We start from the raw sequence: 19,362 nt of genomic DNA on the forward strand, positions 1-19,362 counted from the left end.
TCCGTGCTCTCGCTCATCCGTGACGCCTCCGCATTCGGCGTCACAGACAGAATCACGGACGATTCAACGGGTGCAAATCGCGCGCAGCAGATGTGGGTAATCAAAAGCTTCACCGGGGCGCGTACGCTGCATGATCACCAATCTCAATCCGATCAACCAGGCGGTTTCCGAGGGCAACACTGTGGGCGTGCAGACCAGAGACGTACCCTTCAGGGAACCTGGCCTCATCGGAAGCCTCACCGAAACCGTCGAACCGCACCGGATCCTTCGCAAGGTCGATGTCAATTGTCCGTCGAGGCATCTGCCGCCCAGAATCTGAAGCGATCAGCATTGGGTAGAGTTATGAAGCTATATCTGGCGCTTAGGAAACACTAACCGTTTACACGATAGCGGCTCTCTAGCTCATCCCATACAGGTTTGGCGACGCTACGCTGCCGCTCTTTGAATGAAGCTAGTTTTTCACCGACCGCTTGCAGATCACCATCCCGATGAAGAGCGCTCAATACATCGTAACTAGCTTTGAGCGCTGCCTGTAGCGCGGCGTTCGCATAGAGAACTATCGAGAAGCCGAATTCGGCAAGTTTGGCCCGACCTGGATCAGGCGTGTTGCCTCCGAACACGATGTTGGCGACGTGAGGCACCGGTATCTCTCGTGGAATGCGCGCAAGCTCGTCAACCGTCAGCGGTGCTTCGACGAAAATGACATCGGCGCCCGCCTCGACGAAGGCGTGCGCTCGCTCGATCGCCCGCTCGAAACCCTCTACCGCGCGCGCATCGGTTCGAGCGATGATTTGGAGATCATTGTCGACGCGCGAATCCACCGCCGCCTTGATTTTCTGCACCATTTCGTCGGTCGCGATGACTTTCTTGCCCGAAAAATGACCGCACTTCTTCGGGAAGACCTGGTCTTCGATCTGAAGACCGGCGGCGCCAGCGCGTTCCAGCAGGCGCACGGTGCGGACCATATTGAGCGGATTTCCGAAACCTGTATCGGCATCTGCGATGATCGGCAGCGTGACACTGTCGGAAATACGAGCGACGGTATCGGCGACCTCTGTGACCGTTGTCAGGCCCAAATCGGGAACACCAAGATACATATTTGCGATGCCCGCGCCGGTGACATATACGGCCTCGAAACCGATATCTTCGATGACACGAGCGAACATTGCGTTGGCCGCGCCAGGAACAGTTACCGCTGCACGCCTTGCCAGGAGTTCTTTGAGTTTTTTAGGGGACTGCATCTGTACCAACGAGGTGACGTTAAGGATTGATCTGACTTGAGGCGAGCGCCTCTGTGCTTTTCCACGATTGACGAATGTGTTCTCGCATTCGCGCTTCGGCGGCGTCGGGATCGCGTGCACGTAGTGCTGCTGCGATGCCCTGATGCTCGCCGAGTGCTTGGCGCGCGCGTCCGGCTTGTGTGCTCGAGCGAAAACGATAGACGCGCATGACGTGATAAAGATCGTCACAAAGCGCACGGATTAAGCGCGTATTACCGCTGCCCCGCGCGATGCGAAAATGAAAGTCGTTGTCGCCGCCCGGCTGATAATATGATTCACCCGCGGCGAGCTCAGGCTGCTGACTATGCGCAACGAGGTTGGAAGCCAATGCATCCAAATCGCTATCGCTCATAGTTATGGCGGCCAGCCGACAGGTCATTCCCTCGAGCGCTTCACGCATCTGGAAGAGTTCACGCACATCTTCCAGCTTTAACTCAACCACGCGCGCACCAAGGTGCGGCGACCGGGTCACCAAACCCTTAGCTTCCAACCGGTGAATTGCCTCCCGCGCGGGGCCCCGACTAATGCCGAGCTTCGCAGCGATCTCCAGCTCGCTGAGCGCGGCGCCAGGAAACAACTCGCCCCGGACGATGGCGTCCGTGAGACACTCAAACGCTTGGTCCGCAAGTGTGGAGCGAAGTACCAGTAGGGTCATTTGTTTGCAGTATACAGATGACTGTTTACAAAGGCAAGCTCCCATCACGGGTATTCGCCGAGGGCGGTGAAGTGCCCCGTTTTGACCGGACGCCGTTAAAGCGTGATGATTTTTGTGTGATTCGCTTTGGGGTTCCCATATGTGGAACGACCCCGCGGTCAAGGGCTCTCTTCAATCCGACCCCATACAGGAGCGGTGCGCCCATATGTCCGGCCGTTGTTTGCGGACGTACGGCCGCTGGCCTCGATGACGTTCGCGATACGACTGGCCAACCAAATCAGCGCGCTCGCTATGCGCTTTGGGAATCACGGCCTCTGTCTTACCGGGATGTCGTCCCGTGGGGTCATCGTTGATTGAGTGCACCTTGCCCTTGGCCGGCAGCGGTTGCGCCGGCCAACTCGTCAGACTGTGTTCGCGTTAGGCTGCCGCATGTGCTGCAGCTCTGTTCATTCGGATGAACGTTCCGCCTTTGGTAAGTAAAGCCCAGACGATCCTCGCCATTTTGTTAGCCAATGCTATGGCCACCACTTTGGCTGACCGGCGCGCCAACAGTGCGGCCAGCCAGGCGATATCGGGGCGCCGCGACGAGCGTGCTGCAACACCGCCGTTGCGCCGACGACGAGAAGAGAACGCAATGCCGGGTTACCCATCTTTGAGATCTTCCCTAAGCGCTCCTTGCCACCGCTGGAATGCATCTGCGGCGTCAATCCGATCCATGCGGCGAAGTGCCGGCCCGACTTAAAGACGCCGGGGTCAGGGACCAATGCCTGGATCGTTGCTGCAGTGATCGGCCCGATACCAGGGATTGTCGCAAGCCGTCGCATGGTATCATCCCGCCGGACCTCGGCAACGATCTTGCGTCCAAGCGCGTCGATACGTTCCGTCAGTACCTCGATCTGTTCTGCAAACAACGTAAGTGCCGTTCGCGCCGAAGGCGGCAACCGTTGGTCATCCTCGTCGCGTACGATTGCGATCAGCGTGTCGACCTTGGCCAGCCCCTTGGCCGCGACAATGCCGAGTTCTGCAAGATGGCCGCGCACCGCGTTGATCGCCTGGGTCCGCTGACGGACCAAGAGGTCTCGGGTCTTCAGCACCATCAGAGCAGCTTGGCACTCGGCCGTCTTGATCGGGACGAAGCGCATGGTTGGCCGCGATACCGCTTCGCATATGGCTTCGGCGTCGACTGCGTCTGTCTTGCCACGCTTCACGTAGGGCTTCACATAAGCCGGTGGGATCAATCGAACATCATGGCCGAGGGCCCTGATCTCACGTGCCCAGAAGTGCGAACCGCCGCATGCTTCAAGGCCAACAATACAACGCGCCAGCCTGCCAAAGAAACCGAGCACCTCGGAGCGGCGAAGCTGCCGCTTGACCGTAATCTGACCATTCGCCGACACGCCGTGAAGCTGGAATACTTGTTTGGCGATATCGATCCCGATTATTGTAGTTTCGACCATGGAGCGACCTCCTCCTCTGTGGCCCAGCCTGCAAACGACTGGACCTCTGGCACATGATGCCGCGGGAGCGGGGTCGTTCCACAACATCAAATCAGTTTGGTTCTGATTCATATGTAGACGCCCCCTATGGCAAGGGCTTTGTCGGGATGGTTTGATCGGTGGCTTTCATATGTCCGGCCTGTTCGTGCGGCGTGAGTTTTGCCGCTGGCCCTGATGGAAATCCGCCGGCGAGGTCCCTGATCAAGATGGCGCACTTGTGAAGCGCATTGAATCAGACGGGTTTTCCTCACCATTGGCTCGATCGTTACCCATCATCGACTGCCGTTACCAATTCAGGTGATCTGTTTTCTGTCAGGCCGCCAGTCCGCAGGGACGGTAAACTTCCTTTCGGGTCAGCACGACCCACGCTATTCGGGCCAGCTTGTTGGCGAGTGCCACGGAGACGAGGCGGAAGGGCTTCTTCTCCATGACCTTCCTGATCCAGTTGGCCACCCTCGATCAGCCGCGCCGGTGCAGGAGCTTGCACCACCACAGTCTCGCAGGCCCGACAGGCATATTTTGGCCGCCGGACCACCAGCACACGGAACTGCGCCGGCACGATATCGAGCCGCTCGCTGGTATCCTCGCCGATGCAATGCAACGCCTCACCGCAACACGGGCAGGCATGGCGATCAATATCGACTACCATCTCGACGCGCGGCAGATGGGCCGGGAGCTATCCCCGGTTCATGCGGCGCCTGGCGGATCGCCTGGCTCGCTCGGCCGGATTGGCCGCCGCCATCTCGGCTTCGCCGCTCGCCGCGACTTGCTCGACCTCTTCCAGGCCGAGCAGCATCTGATCTTCCGGCAATGTCTCGGCGCGCCGGCCGAAGCGATGACGCTGCAGCTCCTTGATGATCTGGCGGAGCCGCTCGGTCTGCGCCCGCTCCGCAAGCAGCATCGCCTTCAGCGTGCCGGGATCATCGGGGAGCGAATCCGTCAAGGCTGTCATGGCGGGATTAGATCATGTGTCGCTGCGCGTCGCGAGCGGCTGATTCACTCTGTCGCAATCATCCCGGCTGCATCGGTGCCGGCGTCTCGCGCGCGCCGTGAACTCGACCTCGATCGTGCCGCCGTTCGCGGGCGGCGCTGATCCCGGCGCGTCCGGTCCTGGCACAACGGCCACCGCGGAGAATGGTGACGCCGGGCCTGGCCCGCATAGCTGGCGCCGCCATCGGAATAACTGACTGGTCGCAACACCGGCCGCACGAGCAACCTCCGACGCAACCGCGCCGGGCTCAATAGAAGCCGCGACAAGCTGCTCCTTCTCCGCCCGAGACCAGCGTCGGCGCCGCTCCACCGACGTAATCACCTCAACCTGTGTCTTGGTCATAGGACTATCCATAGGAATAGTCCTATGACTTCCTCCTCCTTCTCAAATCCGCAAGGCGGCCTTCACCGGGCGCGTACGATCCACCACACGAGTTGCAGTTGATCGTCATCGAGCCGCTCCGCAAGTCGGCCGAACTGGCTGCGCTGCAGCTTCTTGATGATGAGGTTGAGCCGTTCGATCTCGGCCTTTGCTTCGCTGAGGCTGGCTCGCTCGGCCGCTAGCGAGCGTACCAGATTCTGCAGCGTCTCCACATCGTCCGGCAGAGCGACAAGATCGATGTCCATGGCCAGGGAATATACCCTGACTCGCAGACCCCCTCACCAGACGACGCGGTGTTGAGTCAACCCGTCGCAGCAATCATCCCGCCACCGCAGGCCGCCACCGCTGTTCCGGCGCTCGCCAGTCGACACCATCGATCAGCAGCGACAGCTGCGCCGACGTCAACGACAGCGTCTCGCCGGGTGCGATGCTCGGAGGCCACAGGAAGACGCCGTGCTCGAGCCGTTTGGTGAACAGACAGAGGCGTAAAGTAGGCAGCGAGCGCCGCACCGCTTTTCAGCGGTCGGTTTCTCGCCGCCTCTCTCCGAACCGGACGTGCGCCTTTCGTTACGCATCCGGCTCTCCGGAAGATATGGCGAACTCAGGCTTTCTCATCCATCCCAACCGATAGCGGCAGACGGGCGTCCAGGCGAGCAGGTGCTGCTCGTACTGGTTCTCCCGCCAGAGTCGTCTCGTCGGGCGGCGCACACTCGGTTTGCGATCCCGAGCAATGTCGCCGTCGCGCGCTTTTGGGCGTTTCACCCGCATCCAGCGCCAGAGCCGATCGTTGACGTACCAGTCGATGCTGGTGAAGACCCGATGTGCCCGCCGCAGTAGCGTTAGTAGTTCGCCCAACCGCGGAAAATTGGATTGAGTTCTTGGAGCTTACGGCCAAGGCTACACAGCGTGGTATTTCGCACCGTAAGTTGCTTGACCCGATACCGAAGGTCAATCGCCTGTGCTTTGGGAACCTCGATGCGCGGGCAGTACCCATAGCGTCGATCCCATCGCATGTTGACGTAGAATCCGAGGAACTCGAACCCATCTACCATGGCGGTGATCTTGGTCTTCTCCGGCGACAACTCCAGCCCCGTCTTTTGCCGCAGATATTCCGCCAGCACTGCCTTTTCAGCGATGGCAGTGTCCCGCGAGCCAGAGACGAGAATGATGAAGTCGTCGGCGTACCGAATCGGGACGAAGACCGGACGACCGGCCCTCCTGTCTCGATTGCGAGCAAGTCGCGCTGCTGCTCCGCCGTCGCAGGTACGACGTGCCTGGAGCTTCGTGCGGTGGTCAACCCATCGCTCATATTTAGCCTCGATCACGCTGAGCACGATATTGGCTAACAGAGGTGAGATAATCCCGCCTTGGGGCGTGCCGGTTTCGGTTCGCAGGAATTGCTCCTCCGATAGGACTCCGGCTTTCAAGAACTGCCCAATCAATCGTATCACCCTTCGATCGGCAACGCGTGCACGAAGCTGATCCATCAGGTGATGATGATTGATGTTGTCGAAGCAGCCTTTGATGTCCCCCTCGATGACCCAGGTATACGGCAGTCGGTGATCCACCTGGCGTGTCCGCTTGCGCGGCCGTCCAACTGAGGGCCGCGCCGGAAACGTCGCATCCACAACGGCCGGCACAAACTTCGCCGCCTCTGTCTCACTTGCGACAGGCTGGCGCGCTTGCCGCCGCCAGGTGAACACCTGCTGTGGCGTCAGCCCATGTCGGCGCGCGACATCCGAAACAACCGTGCCAGGAACAAGCGTCTCTTCAACAACGCCGGCCTTGAAATCCTCAGAGAATTGCCGCCGCCGCCCAGTTCCCGTAATCACCTCGAGCCGGCGCACTGATCTCGTCTCCGGCTTAAGCGTATGGTCAAGCGTAGACACAAATCGATCTCCGATCCAGAGACCGCACAATCGCCCATCGCCAAGTTCAGATAAAGGGTGCGATCGCCACAGCGGTTACAGTGTTTTGGTTGTGCGATTGTGAGAAAGCATGACCAAGACATGAGGTGGAATCGTGAAGGCCTCGGTCCTACACTGCTTTATTGACTTCTGACCTTATCTTAAAGATCGAGCACCAAACGATCACTCTTGCTGCCTGAACAGCAAATCATCATGCTTTTATTTGCAGCTTTTTCGCTTTCGGTGAGGATCGCATCACGATGGTCGGGGATACCGGCGATTACTGCGGTCTCGCAAGTCCCGCAGATTCCGTGTTCGCAGGAGGTTGGGATGTTTAGTCCTTCGGCGCGTAACACTTCGAGAATAGTGCGTCCCGACGGAATCAGAACTGTCTTGGCCGATCGCGCAAGTTCGACCACATAGCTGCCCTGCGTCGCAGCTTCATGCTTCGGCGTAAAATATTCGACATGCACTTGCTCCACGGGCAGCTGCTGAGTTGCTAACTCGAAGACTTCAAGCATCGGTTTCGGCCCGCAACAATAAAGATGCGCATCCCCTGGCGCACGAGCGACGATGTCGGGAACTTCAAGTATACCCCCGGCTTCGCGATCGACGTGCAGCCGCCAGTTGCCAAGTACAGCGAGCTCGTCGAGAAAGGCGGCTTCTTCCCTATCCCGACAAGCGTAATGCAGTTCAAACGGCCGCCTTTGCGTGGACAGCGTCTCGGCCATAGCAAGCATAGGTGTGATCCCGATGCCTCCTGCAATCAGAATTGCCGGAGAATTTCCCTCATGGAGCGGAAAATTATTTCGAGGCGCACCAATCCGAAGCTCGTCACCGACCTTCAATTCATCGAAAATAAATCGAGACCCTCCACGGCTGGCTAGATCGCGCTTAACGCCGATGATATAGGAGCACGGCGCTCTTGACGCTCGCGTCAACGAATACTGACGTATTAGACCATTAGGCAGATGCAAGTCGACGTGCGCACCGGCAGTCGCCGTCGGCAGTGCGCCACCATTGGGTCGAACAAATTCATACGTATTAATACCGCGAGCAACAAAACCGATCGTGTTAAGACGCAGCTCGATTGCGTCGTTAACATCGTAAGGTGCTAACTTGGTCACGCGATCTCATGGCCTATCAATGCCGGCGACGCCAAATGCGCCCGCCGGCTGTGTTCATTAGGCCTTAGGCCAGCGTACTTTCACGGTATCTGTTCCAGTCGGATAAACCAGTACTGGCTTATTGTCTTGCCACTGAATAATAACCATTCCGGCTTCGACTAGCTTGCCTGTATCATCAAACTTAATTCGGCCGCCCGAATAATAATCCGCGATGCCCCCGCGCTCATCCATCTGGCGCAAAGTGCTGGCAATCTTGGCCGGATCAACTGAGCCGCTGCGTTCCGCCGCTTCTTTCAGCAGCCACATGTCGCCGTATGTGGAGATCTGGTCTTGGCCGATCCACTCTTCGTTGTATCGCTTCTTCAAGCGCTCGACCAACTCGCCGTGAACTGGCTTTGGCCAATTCGAGAATGTGCCCATCACGCCCTCGACGTTGTTCGGGCCGACGAGCTTCAAAAATTCCGGCGAGGCGCTTTGTGCACCAAGGATGATGACCGGAAGCCGCGTTGGTCCGAGGCCAAACTCCCGCAGCTTATCCATGAACGTCTTGTTGTCTTGCACGGCCACCGATAGCAACACCAACATGTCAGGGCGCGCGGCGCGCAGCTTTTGCACGAGCGGCGTGGCATCTGACAGCGGTGGCGTATACACTTCATTGACAACGATATCGATGCCAGACGCTTTGTAGCCCGCCTCGAGCGGTTTCGCCGTGGCCAGCGCAGCCGGCGTATTCTCGGCAAGCAGCGCGATTTTCTTCGGAGCTCGATCCGCAGCCTTTGCCATGGAAAGCGATGTCGACTGGATCACGCTTGACATCTGAGTTGAAGTCACAATCGTTTGAAACACGTTCTTGAAGCCGCGCGCAGTCACTTGGTCAGCGAAGCCGTTTGCGAGCCATGGAATGCCGGCCCGCTCTGTGACCTCGGTGACGGCCAGTGTGAAGGAGGATAGCCAACAGCCAACGCCGCCAACAAGATCGGGATTCTCAGCAACGAGGCGCTGGGCGGCGTTGCGCGCCTTATCAGGGCTATCGCCGGCATCAGCCAACAAGAGCTTCACCTTGGCTCCGCCCACTGCCTTAATGCCGCCGCTGGCGTTGATGTCCTCGATCGCGATCTCTGCGCCTTGCCGCATCATCAAGCCGCCGCGCGCCCACGGCCCCGAGAGTGGCGTGATTAGAGCAAATTTGACTTCGCTCGCCGCTACCGCGGGCCTTGACCACATTCCCGTCAACGTCATGGATCCTGCGCCCATCAGGGCCGTGCGTCTTGTCAGTCTCATAGCTTTCGCTCCCTGTGTGACCATTGTTTGTAAATCAAGCCGCTGTCGGCGGCAGCCCGACATAGGCGTGCCCAATATCCATGCTGCCGAGCAACGAGGTGGGCGAACCCGCTTTTACGATACGTCCGTTTTGGAGCACGTAGCCCATGTCGCAAAGTTCGAGCGCCTCAACGACGCGCTGCTCGACCAACAGTACGGTAACACCGGTCTCGTTATGGATGTTACCGATGGCGTTGAAAATCTCATCGCCCAGTACCGGCGACAAACCCATCGACGGCTCGTCGAGCAATAGCAAGGACGGACGTGACGCTAGCGCCCGGCCAATCGCCAGCATTTGTTGCTCGCCACCGGATAGAACCCCGGCGAATTGGTTGCGACGCTCTTTGAGCCGCGGAAACAGCGAAAAGATTAGATCGTAAACCGATACCGAACGCGAACGCACCGAATAAGTCCCGACTTCTATATTTTCTTCTACAGTCATAGACTTGAACACATGCCGCCCTTCCGGAACGTGAGCGATGCCGCGGCGAGCCCGTTCGTAGCTAGGCATCTGGGTTATGTCTGCACCGTCGTGTACAATCCGCCCCCACGCCAGGGGCGCCGTACCGGAGATCGCGCGAAACAGGGTCGATTTCCCCGCGCCGTTCGCTCCGATCAGCGCGGTAAAAGAGCCGGCCGGCACTGACAGCGATACGCTATCGAGCGCGGTCAGCCCGCCGTAGCGCACGGTGATAGATTCAATATCAAGCAACACGCTTGGCCCACTTTGCTCCGAGATACGCTTCAACTACCGATCGTTTGCGCACAACTGATTCCGGATCGCCATCGGCGATGAGGCGCCCGCGATCGAGCACAACCATACGATCGACGAGGCGCACCATAGCGTCCATCGTGTGCTCGATAATAACTACCGTAATTCCAAGCACGCGGAGGCGCCGCACGATCTTGAGAATTTCTTCGATTTCCGAGACAGCAAGTCCGGCCAAGGTTTCGTCGAGCAGCAACACCGTGGGGCAGCCGGCAATCGCGCGTGCAATTTCAATCTTTCGAACATGCATCGCCGATAGCGATCCAGCCAGTTTATGGGCGACGTCATCGAGCTCACAAAAAGCAACGGCCCAAGTCGCCGCGCTCTGACTCTGCGCAGTGTCGTAGTTTGCGCTAACCGCGCCCACATAGACGTTATCAAGTACGGTGAACCGGGGAAAAATGCGCGGCGTCTGAAAAGTTCGCGCCAGCCCCAGACGAGCTCTCGCGTAGACCGCCATCCCGGTGAGATCAGATCCTAATAGGACGACCTCACCTTCGCTGGGACTCACGAACCCATTGATAACATTGAACAGCGTAGTTTTTCCTGCGCCGTTAGGTCCGACGACACCAGTGATCGAACCGGATTCAATTGTCAGGTCGAGAGACTTGAATACCTTCAAGCCTCCGAACTGACAACTGACACCGCTCAATGCAAGCACCGGCGTCCCTCGCGGTATGCTATCAAGCCGCTTCGCCAGCGCCAACGGCAAGGAGCGCTGTATCGTAGTTATCCGCGATGGCGCAACACGGACTCTCGAAAACCTATCGTGCAGTTTCCAGTAGATCCCCTCCGGCAGCCACAGCATAAGCAGGACCAACGCCAAGCCGTATACCACGCCCTGCACACCAGGAAAAATGCTGCCCAGCTCAGCGTGCAATGTCTCTGATATCGGCACAAGCGCAAAGGCACCGATGAGCGGCCCCCAGATCGATCCGATGCCACCAAACATGCTAAGGACCAGGGGCGTTGACGAAACGACCAGCCCGAATACTTCATTAGGAGTGGTGACGTTAAGTACGACGACGTAGAGGCCGCCAGCCAACGCTGACAACACAGCTGAGATCATCAACGCAGCCAATTTCCAGCCGCGCGGATTAATTCCGCTCGCACTTGCTGCCGCTTCGTCCTGCTTGATCGCACGCAACACCAGTCCGAAACGTGAGCGATCGATCAGGCACGCTATAACCATCCCGACGAGCAGTAAGCCTGCGGCAAGCAGCGTGTAGACATAGGGATTGGCAAACTGCATGTAAAATGCTGGCGCTTCGCGCTTAAGAGGCAGCGTCACCTCGTGGAAGCCAAGCCAGTTGAAGACGTAAAGCAGCGCCAACGGGTAAGCCACCATAGCCAGCGCAAAATAATGGCCGCGTAGTCGGAACGTCGGGAGTCCGATGAGGACCGCTGCCGCGGCGCCGACAATGCCTCCAATCGGTATGCCGACCCATGGAGTAACGTCGGCCAGTGTGAATAACAGCGTGACGACGAAGGCACCAATGCCAAAAAACGCCGCGTGCCCAAACGATAGGAGGCCTACATAGCCGCTAAATACATTCCATCCTATGGCAAGCGTTGCCCAGATAGGGATGCTGGTGAGGATTAACTGGTAATAGGTATTTGTGACGAAGAACGCGGCGGCGAGATAGAGCGCAAGCAACCCGACGATAAGTGATAGCGGTGCGAGCAGACCCCGTTCCATAGTCACACACGCTCCGCACGTTTACCGAAAAGGCCCTGCGGGCACAGCATGAGGACCAGCAGCAGAACGACAAAGATGGTCGCATTCTGAAGTTGTTGAGGAATCACTAGCGCTGATATCTGCTGAACGAAACCAACCAGACATCCACCAAAGAATGAGCCAGTAATGCTGCCAACGCCACCAAGCACGACGCCGGCGTACATGATGATGATAAAGTCGAACCCGACATAAGGTTGAAAAGAATAGAGACTGGCAGTAAGGCCGCCGCCGACCGCGGTGATAGCGGCACCGAGTCCGAACGTAATCATGTAGATGCTGCGGATATTGATACCGCAATACATTGCCGCGTTTGCATCGTCAGCTGCCGCGCGCACGGAGCGTCCAAGCCTCGTCTTGCTCATCAATACGACAACGCCAACGACGGCCAACAGCGCCAATCCCGCAGCGATCAGTCGCGCCTTATTTATAAATAGCAATATCTCGTCGCCAAACAGCGGTCCAAGCGTGACCGCACTCGACGCAAACTCAGTTGGTGTCGATTTCGGCGTGGTGCCGAAAAGCATCAGTGCGCCATTCGATAGGATCAAGCTGACGCCAAGCGTGATGACCAGTTGCGCGCTATGCCGTGTTTCTTCGCTAAGATCGCGCTTTTGCGATAGGCTGTTGAGTGAAAGCCAGTAAAGGAGGATACCGAAGCCAAAGATCAGCGGGATAATCAATATCGCGGATATAAACGGGGTCCATGCGCCGGCGTATTGCCCCCCGAGAGCTGCGCCGAAAAACAGCGTCGCGTACATGCCAAGCATCAAGAACTCGCCTTGCGCAAAATTGATGATTCGCATGACTCCGAAGATCAAGCCAAGGCCGACGCACATTAATCCATAGAGCACGCCGATGAGCACACCAGCCAGCGCGACTTGCAAGACATTCTCGATGCTCTGTAACATTTTGAGACGTTTGCCATCCTCGTTCGCCGGATTCAGCACACGGCGAAATCCTGCGCACACAATTCTGATGATTGTGGCGCTGGCTTTTTAGGCCGTCTAAACTAAACTACGTATCAATCGATGCGCGTGGCGTATTGATTGCGGATTGCTGCCAGGGTGCATCTTTGTTCTTCTGCCGAGCCGCGAGAGTGCGCGCGATATCCAGCACCCTCTTCATCACTGGATTACTGTTATTGGGAAGCCAGGCCATAAGCAGCTCCACCGGCCGAGCGGGCTGCGTCGTCAAAGGCCGCAGGCTGACGCCTGCAAACTGCAAGTTGGAAGCGGCTTCCGGCACCAGCGCAACTCCAAGTCCGGCGCGTACCAAGGCCAAAATCGAGTGGATTTGAGTGACGTGTTGGACGAAATCTGGAGAAACCCCCCGTTCACGAAATATCGAGGTCACTAGATCATAGAAATATTCTGACTCGTCCGGCGAATACATTATGAAGGGTAAGTTGTTGAAATCTTCGATAGCCGGCGCGGCTCCGGTGGCCAGAGAATGCGAAGCCGGTAGCGCGGCGAGTAGGCGGTCCTGTAGCACACATATCGAGTGGTAATGTGGCCCTGCCGGCGGTCGCAGTAATCCGATATCGATCTGGCCAGCAGTCAACGCTTCCGTCTGCTCTCGCGTGACCATTTCCTTCAGTTCAAGCTGAACATTCGTAAGCTGCTCACGGCAACGCATGAGCAGCATGGGGAGGAAGCTTGAGCCCGCGGACGCAGTAAACCCAATGCTCAGGGATCCTGCCTCGCCCCGGGTTAGGCGCCTGATTTCTTTGATCGAGCTTTCCGATAGCGCGAGGATACGGCGCGCTTCCGGCAGGAGGTGGATGCCAGCGGTGGTAAGTTCGACCGAACGACTGCTGCGGTTGAAGAGCCGGGTGCCGAATATTCGTTCTAGCATCTGAATCTGCCGACTCAGTGGCGGTTGGGTCATGTTCAGCCGCGTGGCTGCGCGACCGAAATGCAGCTCCTCGGCCACGACCACGAAGCATCGCAACTGGCTCAATTCGAACATCACCGCCAGGCCAGCGTCTAATTTGCCAAGTTGCACGTCAGCGGAGCGCCCGACAAGCCGCGCTTGTGCCCAATACTGCGCCAATTCCCCTTTTTCATGCCCGCTGCCAAAAACACCACCCCCTTAGCATATTCGGATGGTAGCAAATGGCAACGGGTTACTCAGGGGCTGGCGATTGCGAAATCCGCACAAAGTTCGACCGTAATTCCGTTTGCCAAGGAGGCCATGCCAGTCACCATTCGAGTGTGACACCCGGCTTGGGGACCAAACGACTTAAGAAATACGTCCGATGCACCATCGATGATTGGCGGGATCGCCGTGAAACTTGGCGTACAGTTAACCATGCCGATCAGTCGTATCACCTGCTGGACGCGATCTAGATCGGCCAATTCATTTTTTATTGTCGCAATCATGCTCAGCGCAATTGCGCGTGAGACCTCGTAACCTTCCTCGATCGTGACATCCTCACCGAAACGTCCCTTCGCTTTCACGTCGGGATCGATCTGGTAAGGTCCATGGCCGGAAAGATGCAGGATATTTCCAACTTGTACTGCCATGCGGCGGTTGGGATTGGGTGAGATCCGCGGCTTAGGCAGTATATAGCCCAGTTCACTCAGTCGACGTTCTACCACTCCGCTCATCATCAATTCCCGTTGATGCGACCGGCATATCGCATGTCAGCAAATCCCCCAACCGGCAACTCGACTGCGAACAAGGCGCCCGCCAGTGGCTGCTCTGCACGCTGCTCGTCCGTCAACCGCTTGCTGCCGGTGGTGATATAGAGAGTTTTCAAATCGCTCCCGCCGAAAGCGCAGGATGTCGGTAGAGTCGTCGGCAATCTAATCTCACCAACAACGCGACCGTCCGGTGCAAACCGAATTACCTTTCCCTCGTACAGTTGCGCACTCCACAGACAGCCATCCTGATCGATTACTGCGCCGTCTGGCCATGCAGAAGTGTGCTTGAGATCGGCAAAGATGTATTGATTCTCGATGTTGCCGCGCTCGAGATCGAAGTCGCAACTAAAGATCAACTGCCGCGTGGAATCTGCAAAATACATCACGCTGTTGTCCGGACTCCAGGCAATTCCATTCGGTATGTCGAGCTGGTGCAGGTGCTCCGTAAGCGTTCCGTCCGGATCAATGCGGAACAGAGTGCCGATCGCTTCGCGGTCGGTGTCTAGCATCGAGCCGCACCACAATCGGCCTTTGGCGTCGCAGCGCGCCTCGTTGAGGCGTACACCCGGACGGCTTGCCTCCGGGTCGATAAGCGGCATGAGCTTATCAGGCGGCGAGAACGCCAATATCCCTCTACTGGTGCACAGGAGAAGGCTGCCGTTCTCATGCAGCACTAATCCAGCGACCGCCATTCCTTGCGTCAGCGGGAATCTCACGTGCCGTCCGGCATTCGGCATGAACGATTGAACTGCAGGCTGTCGCACATCCACCCACCATAGTGTCTGCGTACGTTCGCACCACACCGGGCTTTCACCGACTAGATCCCGCGCCTCGACCACCACATCAGCATACATAGCTAGTTTCCGACTGCTAAATGCTGTGCTGGATTCGGCGCCAGTCTTGACCTTGCGGAATGATTATGCAACGCGCGGCGATTTCAGATTCCCTGCCGTCGCGCTTCGCGATATCGGGCGTCTTTCCGCCTGAAAAGTCCTTAACCGCCTGCAACAGCATCCGGCGGGCGCGCGCAATAGCGAGATCGCCGGAGCACAGATTCTCCTTGCTGCGATCGACAATTTTCCCAGCGCTCTCCTGAACCGCAAGATCCTCCGAAAATAGATGCGCAAAGCCGGAATAGGAAGTTCCCGCGCGCATCGCTTCTCGATTTTGGCCCCAGTAGTTGGACGCGTCTCCTTGGAGTGGCGCAAAGTTCTCCGGATCTGAAAAATCGCCATACCATGGCTGCGGCTGCGGCTCGCGATCGGCATTGTAGTATAGCACGAGTTGCGTGCAGTTGACGTCGTCATGGATCACGGAAATATGCACCAGACGGTCACCGTCGCCGTTCGGCGGGATAAAGGTGACATGCGGCGCGACATAGATGGTAACACGCGCATAGCGTGAACCCTCTGACATCATCCGCATCGCTGACGCCTCTATACCGTAACTTTTACCATCGACCTCGAAGATTGGCGCGTTATCGTTTTCTGAAAACGAAATTCCTGGGGTCACGAAATTCGGGACTTGATCCTTGTGCAGCACGCCAAGATGCGAAGAATCGATCACCCCCTCAAGGCACTGAACCCAGTTCGACCTCGTAGGCTGCGCAAAAACGGCGACGTTCTTCGGCGGTAGCTTCATGAATTCAAACATTGGGAACGGTTTAGGCTCGCTTTTGCCGAGCCACACCCAGATCACGCCGCCCTCCTCGCGCACCAGATATTTGCGCGTTTTTATTTTTTTCCGGAACTCCTCAGGGTTTGTGTGCTCGTTAGGGACTTCTACGACCTCGCCGGCGGTATTGATGCGCCACCCGTGAAAGATGCAGCGCAGAGTGCAATTCTCGTTGCGGCCTAACGCGAGGGAAACGCCGCGATGCGGACAGGCCTCGTCAAGGAATCCAAGCTTGCCGTCGATGCCACGGAAAATCACGTAATTATCGCCGAGCAACTTGATGCGCACCGGATCCCCGCCCGCAATCACTCGAGCCGAGCGGCCCGCGGGCGTCCAGAAACATTCACGGAACATCTCGCCCATGGGTGCGCCGTTCTCTACGCGGCACAACAACTCATTATCTTCTGCGCGCATGCCTTAACTCCTCCCGCAAAACTAAGGCGCAAATCCGCGCCTACACTGCCTTGCGCCGTTCCGCGGGTTCGCCGCGAGCGGCAAGCAGGGCGACAACCAGGTGCGACAGCTCCCCTCGCTCCGACGCGGTTAGATCGCGTAGCGGCGGTCGTACCGGACCAGCACTGCGGCCGATGGTTTCAAGACCCGCCTTCACGATCGAAACGGCGTAGCCCTTGCCACGATTGCGCAGCGCCAGATAGGGCAGAATAAACGTCTTCATCGCGCCCGACACCGCTGCGTGATCCCGCCGTTGCACCGCCGCGTAGAAATCCTGCGCGAACCCGGGTAGGAAATTGAAGATGGCCGACGAGTAGGTGTTGATGCCGACGTCCAGATAAGGGATTGCCACAGTTTCGGCGGTTGGCACGCCGCCAATATAGACAAGCCGGTCGCCCATTTTGGCGCGGACCCGCATCAACAATTCAAAATCACCGATGCCGTCCTTATAGCCTATTAGGTTTGGGCAGCGATCACAGAGCGTCGCTAGCGATTCCTCATCTAGCACCGCGTTGTCTCGACTATAATAAATGACACCGAGTGTGGTCGATTTGCAGACCGCTGTAATATGGGCGACCAGACCTTCTTGATCCGCATTCACCAGATACGGCGGGAGTAGCAGAATGCCATCGGCTCCTGCCGCTTCAGCGCGGCCCGCAGACTCGCTTGCAAGCGATACGCCATAACCGCAGCCGGCAACCACAGGCACCGCTCCCCTGACCTCCTCCACGCCCGCCTTCACCACCCGTTCAACTTCGGTCGGTGACAGCGAAAAGAACTCTCCGGTACCGCCTGCTGCGAAGACTGCGGTGGGCTTCCACTGCAGCAGCCAGGCTATATGTTGGCGGAAACCTCCCTCGTCGAGACTTCGGTCATGATTGAAATGTGTAACGGGGAAGGACAGCAATCCTTCGCCGATCTGCGCCGCAAGCTCTGACGGCGACATATGGATCATTTGCGGGCTCTCAGCAGCTCCAAGTTCATTCTTGCACTGTAAGAGGGGCCTGGCTTTCCCGGCCAACACGAATTAAGCATCATTCGATATCGAACGTGCATCGGTTGGCGCAAAAAAGACATCAAGCTAGCGCCGTCGCCGAGGGGTGACTAAAGATCACCTACGCCTCTCGCAAGCGTTCGATTGCTTTCATGCGCGGCTCAGCCGTTTTCCAAGCGGATTTGGTCAAACTCGCCAATAACGCCTCGACGACTGCAAGGAGCGCAACGTGGGAATCCCAGTTGGACGGCACGGTCGTATGCACGGCAATTACATGGTCCGCGACACGCGACACCGGCGATAACCACTGATCAGTCATCAACACGATCGTGGTACGGCGTCTCGCTGTCTCCTCCGCCAAGGCGAGAACATCCTTCTGGTATCGCCGGATGTCAAACACGACCAGGACGTCACGCCGATCGAAATCGATGACCACATCACGCCACATCTCCTCATGAGGCTCCACGAGGCCGACATCACCGCGGATCACGCGCAGATGGCGCAGTGCATAAAGCGCGATTGCTTCGGTCAGCCGGCCGCCAGCAAGATGGATGCGCCGCTTCGGATTACCGAGCAGCTTCAGAGTCGCATCGACTTCCGCTGGGATCAGCCCCTCAAAGGTATGCGCGATGTTCGCAGTCATCGCTCCGCCAATGTCGGTAAAACGCGATCCGGACTCGAGTTTTGGCGGCGTTTTGACGAGCGGGGATTCGAGTTGCGCAGCGAGTTCGGCCTTCAGACGCCGCTGAAATTCCGGATAAGCGAGGAATCCTAGCCTGCTGACGAAACGTAGGATTGACGGCGGTGACACACCGGCACGCAGGGCGAACTGGTTGACGGTATCAAGCCCTGCGAACGGATAATTCGACAACAATACGTGCGCCACTTTCCGCTCGCTCGGTGTCATTCCGTCGAGACCACGCCGAACAGCAGCGGCGATTGAGTCTGCCGCCCAGATTTTTGCCGATCGGATCATTTGCCCGCCAAAATATCGGAACGAATAAGAACAATGAAGTTGACAAGCCGTAACACGATGTTCTCTATAGAACAGTGCATTTGATAAACCCCATCTTGTAACAAATGTTACAGTGCCCAGATATAGGTTCGGAGCTAGCGTTCGCGAATGCAGCTGGTGCCGTCAGAACTGATAATCCCGACGGCGCATCACCGCTAGTGCTGTGTTGCGAACACGCATCAAACCACGTCCCCTCGCGGTTCGATCTCGGCCTTCGGCCGCGAGATATTGAGCGTCATATTGCCTGGGATCCCGGCGCTTACGGCGTCGCACGCGCTCTCGCCGGATTGCTCGATGCCGTCTTAGTGTCGTCGACAGTGTCACGACTGGTGATCGACTGCAACCGCAACCCGCTGGACGAGAACTCAATTCCGGTGATCAGCGAGACGACCGTGATTCCGGGCAATCGCGAACTCACGGCAGCCGAGCGAGAACGGCGCATTTCTGAGGTTTACCGACCGTTTCACACAGCGCTGGGCGCGGCGGTGGACCGCAAGGAAGCTACGTGTAGGGTGGCGCTAGTCTCAATCCACACTTTCAACCCAAGCTATCGTGGAGTTGTGCGCCCATGGCTGGTCGGGATCCTCTTCGACAGAGACGAGCGGCTATCGCGACCGCTGATCGACGCCTTGCAACAGAGGGCGACTATGCATGCGCACAGTGGCTTACTCGTCGGCATTAACGAACCTTACAGCCCGAAGGACCGCGTCTACCACACTCTGGATCGGCACGCCCAGTCCCGGGGACGTCCGAACGTGATGATCGAAATTCGGAACGACCTCGTCGCAACAGCTGCGGACCAGCAACGATGGGGCGAACTTCTCGGCAACATTTTTATTGGCATACTGCCGGTACCGGCCGAGACGTCGCCACAAATACAGCGGACGTAACACCGACGACTTTCGCCAGTGCTAAAT

19 protein-coding genes and 3 pseudogenes are annotated in these 19,362 nt (G+C 57.7%); 2 read left to right on the forward strand and 20 right to left on the reverse strand.

Annotated features, from left to right (window positions below; translation table 11 throughout):
* The first annotated feature begins 130 nt into the window (after positions 1–130).
* The gene (locus AB7F49_RS26100; protein ID WP_428527838.1) at positions 131–319 is read left to right on the forward strand and encodes a hypothetical protein; all 189 of its coding nucleotides are present in this window, start codon (positions 131–133) and stop codon (positions 317–319) included.
* Between the two features lie 52 nt (positions 320–371).
* Here AB7F49_RS26100 and AB7F49_RS26105 read toward each other — a convergent pair whose 3' ends face one another.
* The 20 genes and pseudogenes from AB7F49_RS26105 to AB7F49_RS26200 all read right to left on the reverse strand — a co-directional run bounded on the left by AB7F49_RS26105 (position 372) and on the right by AB7F49_RS26200 (position 18,406).
* Complete coding sequence (locus AB7F49_RS26105) at positions 372–1,241, reverse strand: isocitrate lyase/PEP mutase family protein (protein ID WP_428527840.1); 870 nt, start codon at positions 1,239–1,241, stop codon at positions 372–374.
* Positions 1,242–1,260: 19 nt separating this feature from the next.
* A complete protein-coding gene (locus AB7F49_RS26110; protein ID WP_428527842.1) occupies positions 1,261–1,935 on the reverse strand; it encodes a GntR family transcriptional regulator in 675 nt (224 codons plus the stop codon).
* A gap of 417 nt (positions 1,936–2,352) precedes the next feature.
* Positions 2,353–3,392, reverse strand: a pseudogene (locus AB7F49_RS26115) (IS110 family transposase).
* 351 nt (positions 3,393–3,743) lie between these two features.
* A pseudogene (locus tag AB7F49_RS26120) lies at positions 3,744–3,857 on the reverse strand (IS110 family transposase); the annotation flags it as partial.
* Positions 3,858–3,879: 22 nt separating this feature from the next.
* A pseudogene (locus tag AB7F49_RS26125) lies at positions 3,880–4,383 on the reverse strand (IS66 family transposase zinc-finger binding domain-containing protein); the annotation flags it as partial.
* Positions 4,384–4,395: 12 nt separating this feature from the next.
* Positions 4,396–4,776, reverse strand: coding sequence for a transposase (locus AB7F49_RS26130; protein ID WP_428527844.1), 381 nt, complete (start codon positions 4,774–4,776; stop codon positions 4,396–4,398).
* Between the two features lie 50 nt (positions 4,777–4,826).
* On the reverse strand, positions 4,827–5,048 hold the full coding sequence (locus tag AB7F49_RS26135; protein WP_428527846.1) for a transposase domain-containing protein: 222 nt from the start codon (positions 5,046–5,048) through the stop codon (positions 4,827–4,829).
* Positions 5,049–5,121: 73 nt separating this feature from the next.
* On the reverse strand, positions 5,122–5,313 hold the full coding sequence (gene tnpB / locus AB7F49_RS26140) for an IS66 family insertion sequence element accessory protein TnpB (RefSeq protein ID WP_428527848.1): 192 nt from the start codon (positions 5,311–5,313) through the stop codon (positions 5,122–5,124).
* Positions 5,314–5,642: 329 nt separating this feature from the next.
* Positions 5,643–6,650 (reverse strand): IS66-like element accessory protein TnpA, encoded by a 1,008-nt coding sequence (gene tnpA / locus AB7F49_RS26145; protein WP_428527850.1) that lies wholly within the window; start codon positions 6,648–6,650, stop codon positions 5,643–5,645.
* A gap of 221 nt (positions 6,651–6,871) precedes the next feature.
* Positions 6,872–7,837, reverse strand: coding sequence for a PDR/VanB family oxidoreductase (locus AB7F49_RS26150; protein WP_428527852.1), 966 nt, complete (start codon positions 7,835–7,837; stop codon positions 6,872–6,874).
* 57 nt (positions 7,838–7,894) lie between these two features.
* Positions 7,895–9,118 carry an ABC transporter substrate-binding protein gene (locus AB7F49_RS26155; protein ID WP_428527854.1) on the reverse strand — a complete coding sequence of 408 codons (1,224 nt, stop codon included), beginning with the start codon at positions 9,116–9,118 and terminating at the stop codon, positions 7,895–7,897.
* Between the two features lie 34 nt (positions 9,119–9,152).
* Complete coding sequence (locus tag AB7F49_RS26160; RefSeq protein WP_428527856.1) at positions 9,153–9,905, reverse strand: ABC transporter ATP-binding protein; 753 nt, start codon at positions 9,903–9,905, stop codon at positions 9,153–9,155.
* Entirely contained in the window at positions 9,862–11,625 is a 1,764-nt protein-coding gene (locus tag AB7F49_RS26165; protein WP_428527858.1) for an ABC transporter permease subunit, read from the reverse strand. Before AB7F49_RS26165 ends, AB7F49_RS26160 begins: the two co-directional genes overlap by 44 nt.
* A 2-nt stretch (positions 11,626–11,627) precedes the next feature.
* A complete protein-coding gene (locus AB7F49_RS26170) occupies positions 11,628–12,611 on the reverse strand; it encodes a branched-chain amino acid ABC transporter permease (RefSeq protein ID WP_428527860.1) in 984 nt (327 codons plus the stop codon).
* Positions 12,612–12,678: 67 nt separating this feature from the next.
* Positions 12,679–13,716: a LysR family transcriptional regulator gene (locus tag AB7F49_RS26175; protein WP_428527862.1), complete on the reverse strand. Its 1,038-nt coding sequence runs from the start codon at positions 13,714–13,716 to the stop codon at positions 12,679–12,681.
* Positions 13,717–13,793: 77 nt separating this feature from the next.
* Positions 13,794–14,273 (reverse strand): RidA family protein, encoded by a 480-nt coding sequence (locus AB7F49_RS26180; protein WP_428527865.1) that lies wholly within the window; start codon positions 14,271–14,273, stop codon positions 13,794–13,796.
* Positions 14,274–14,275: 2 nt separating this feature from the next.
* A complete protein-coding gene (locus AB7F49_RS26185; protein WP_428527867.1) occupies positions 14,276–15,163 on the reverse strand; it encodes an SMP-30/gluconolactonase/LRE family protein in 888 nt (295 codons plus the stop codon).
* Between the two features lie 16 nt (positions 15,164–15,179).
* Positions 15,180–16,397 (reverse strand): Rieske 2Fe-2S domain-containing protein, encoded by a 1,218-nt coding sequence (locus AB7F49_RS26190; protein WP_428527869.1) that lies wholly within the window; start codon positions 16,395–16,397, stop codon positions 15,180–15,182.
* A 40-nt stretch (positions 16,398–16,437) separates the two neighbouring features.
* Positions 16,438–17,391: a 5-dehydro-4-deoxyglucarate dehydratase gene (gene kdgD / locus AB7F49_RS26195; protein ID WP_428527871.1), complete on the reverse strand. Its 954-nt coding sequence runs from the start codon at positions 17,389–17,391 to the stop codon at positions 16,438–16,440.
* 160 nt (positions 17,392–17,551) lie between these two features.
* The gene (locus AB7F49_RS26200; RefSeq protein WP_428527873.1) at positions 17,552–18,406 is read right to left on the reverse strand and encodes a MurR/RpiR family transcriptional regulator; all 855 of its coding nucleotides are present in this window, start codon (positions 18,404–18,406) and stop codon (positions 17,552–17,554) included.
* Between the two features lie 104 nt (positions 18,407–18,510).
* Here AB7F49_RS26200 and AB7F49_RS26205 point away from each other — a divergent pair, with 104 nt between their 5' ends.
* Positions 18,511–19,335: an N-formylglutamate amidohydrolase gene (locus AB7F49_RS26205; protein ID WP_428527875.1), complete on the forward strand. Its 825-nt coding sequence runs from the start codon at positions 18,511–18,513 to the stop codon at positions 19,333–19,335.
* The last annotated feature ends 27 nt before the right edge of the window (positions 19,336–19,362 follow it).

This window comes from Pseudorhodoplanes sp. (assembly GCF_050250235.1).
In the GTDB taxonomy this organism is placed as follows: Bacteria; Pseudomonadota; Alphaproteobacteria; order Rhizobiales; family Xanthobacteraceae; genus Pseudorhodoplanes.

Bases quoted from the DNA above. Each gene is read 5' to 3' on its own strand.
- AB7F49_RS26130 (WP_428527844.1), bottom strand. From the start codon at position 4,776: ATGGATAGTCCTATGACCAAGACACAGGTTGAGGTGATTACGTCGGTG.
- AB7F49_RS26200 (WP_428527873.1), bottom strand. From the start codon at position 18,406: ATGATCCGATCGGCAAAAATCTGGGCGGCAGACTCAATCGCCGCTGCT.
- AB7F49_RS26135 (WP_428527846.1), bottom strand. From the start codon at position 5,048: ATGGACATCGATCTTGTCGCTCTGCCGGACGATGTGGAGACGCTGCAG.
- AB7F49_RS26165 (WP_428527858.1), bottom strand. From the start codon at position 11,625: ATGGAACGGGGTCTGCTCGCACCGCTATCACTTATCGTCGGGTTGCTT.
- AB7F49_RS26155 (WP_428527854.1), bottom strand. From the start codon at position 9,118: ATGAGACTGACAAGACGCACGGCCCTGATGGGCGCAGGATCCATGACG.
- AB7F49_RS26100 (WP_428527838.1), top strand. From the start codon at position 131: ATGATCACCAATCTCAATCCGATCAACCAGGCGGTTTCCGAGGGCAAC.
- kdgD (WP_428527871.1), bottom strand. From the start codon at position 17,391: ATGATCCATATGTCGCCGTCAGAGCTTGCGGCGCAGATCGGCGAAGGA.
- AB7F49_RS26180 (WP_428527865.1), bottom strand. From the start codon at position 14,273: ATGAGCGGAGTGGTAGAACGTCGACTGAGTGAACTGGGCTATATACTG.
- AB7F49_RS26190 (WP_428527869.1), bottom strand. From the start codon at position 16,397: ATGCGCGCAGAAGATAATGAGTTGTTGTGCCGCGTAGAGAACGGCGCA.
- AB7F49_RS26105 (WP_428527840.1), bottom strand. From the start codon at position 1,241: ATGCAGTCCCCTAAAAAACTCAAAGAACTCCTGGCAAGGCGTGCAGCG.
- AB7F49_RS26110 (WP_428527842.1), bottom strand. From the start codon at position 1,935: ATGACCCTACTGGTACTTCGCTCCACACTTGCGGACCAAGCGTTTGAG.
- AB7F49_RS26185 (WP_428527867.1), bottom strand. From the start codon at position 15,163: ATGTATGCTGATGTGGTGGTCGAGGCGCGGGATCTAGTCGGTGAAAGC.
- AB7F49_RS26205 (WP_428527875.1), top strand. From the start codon at position 18,511: ATGTTACAGTGCCCAGATATAGGTTCGGAGCTAGCGTTCGCGAATGCA.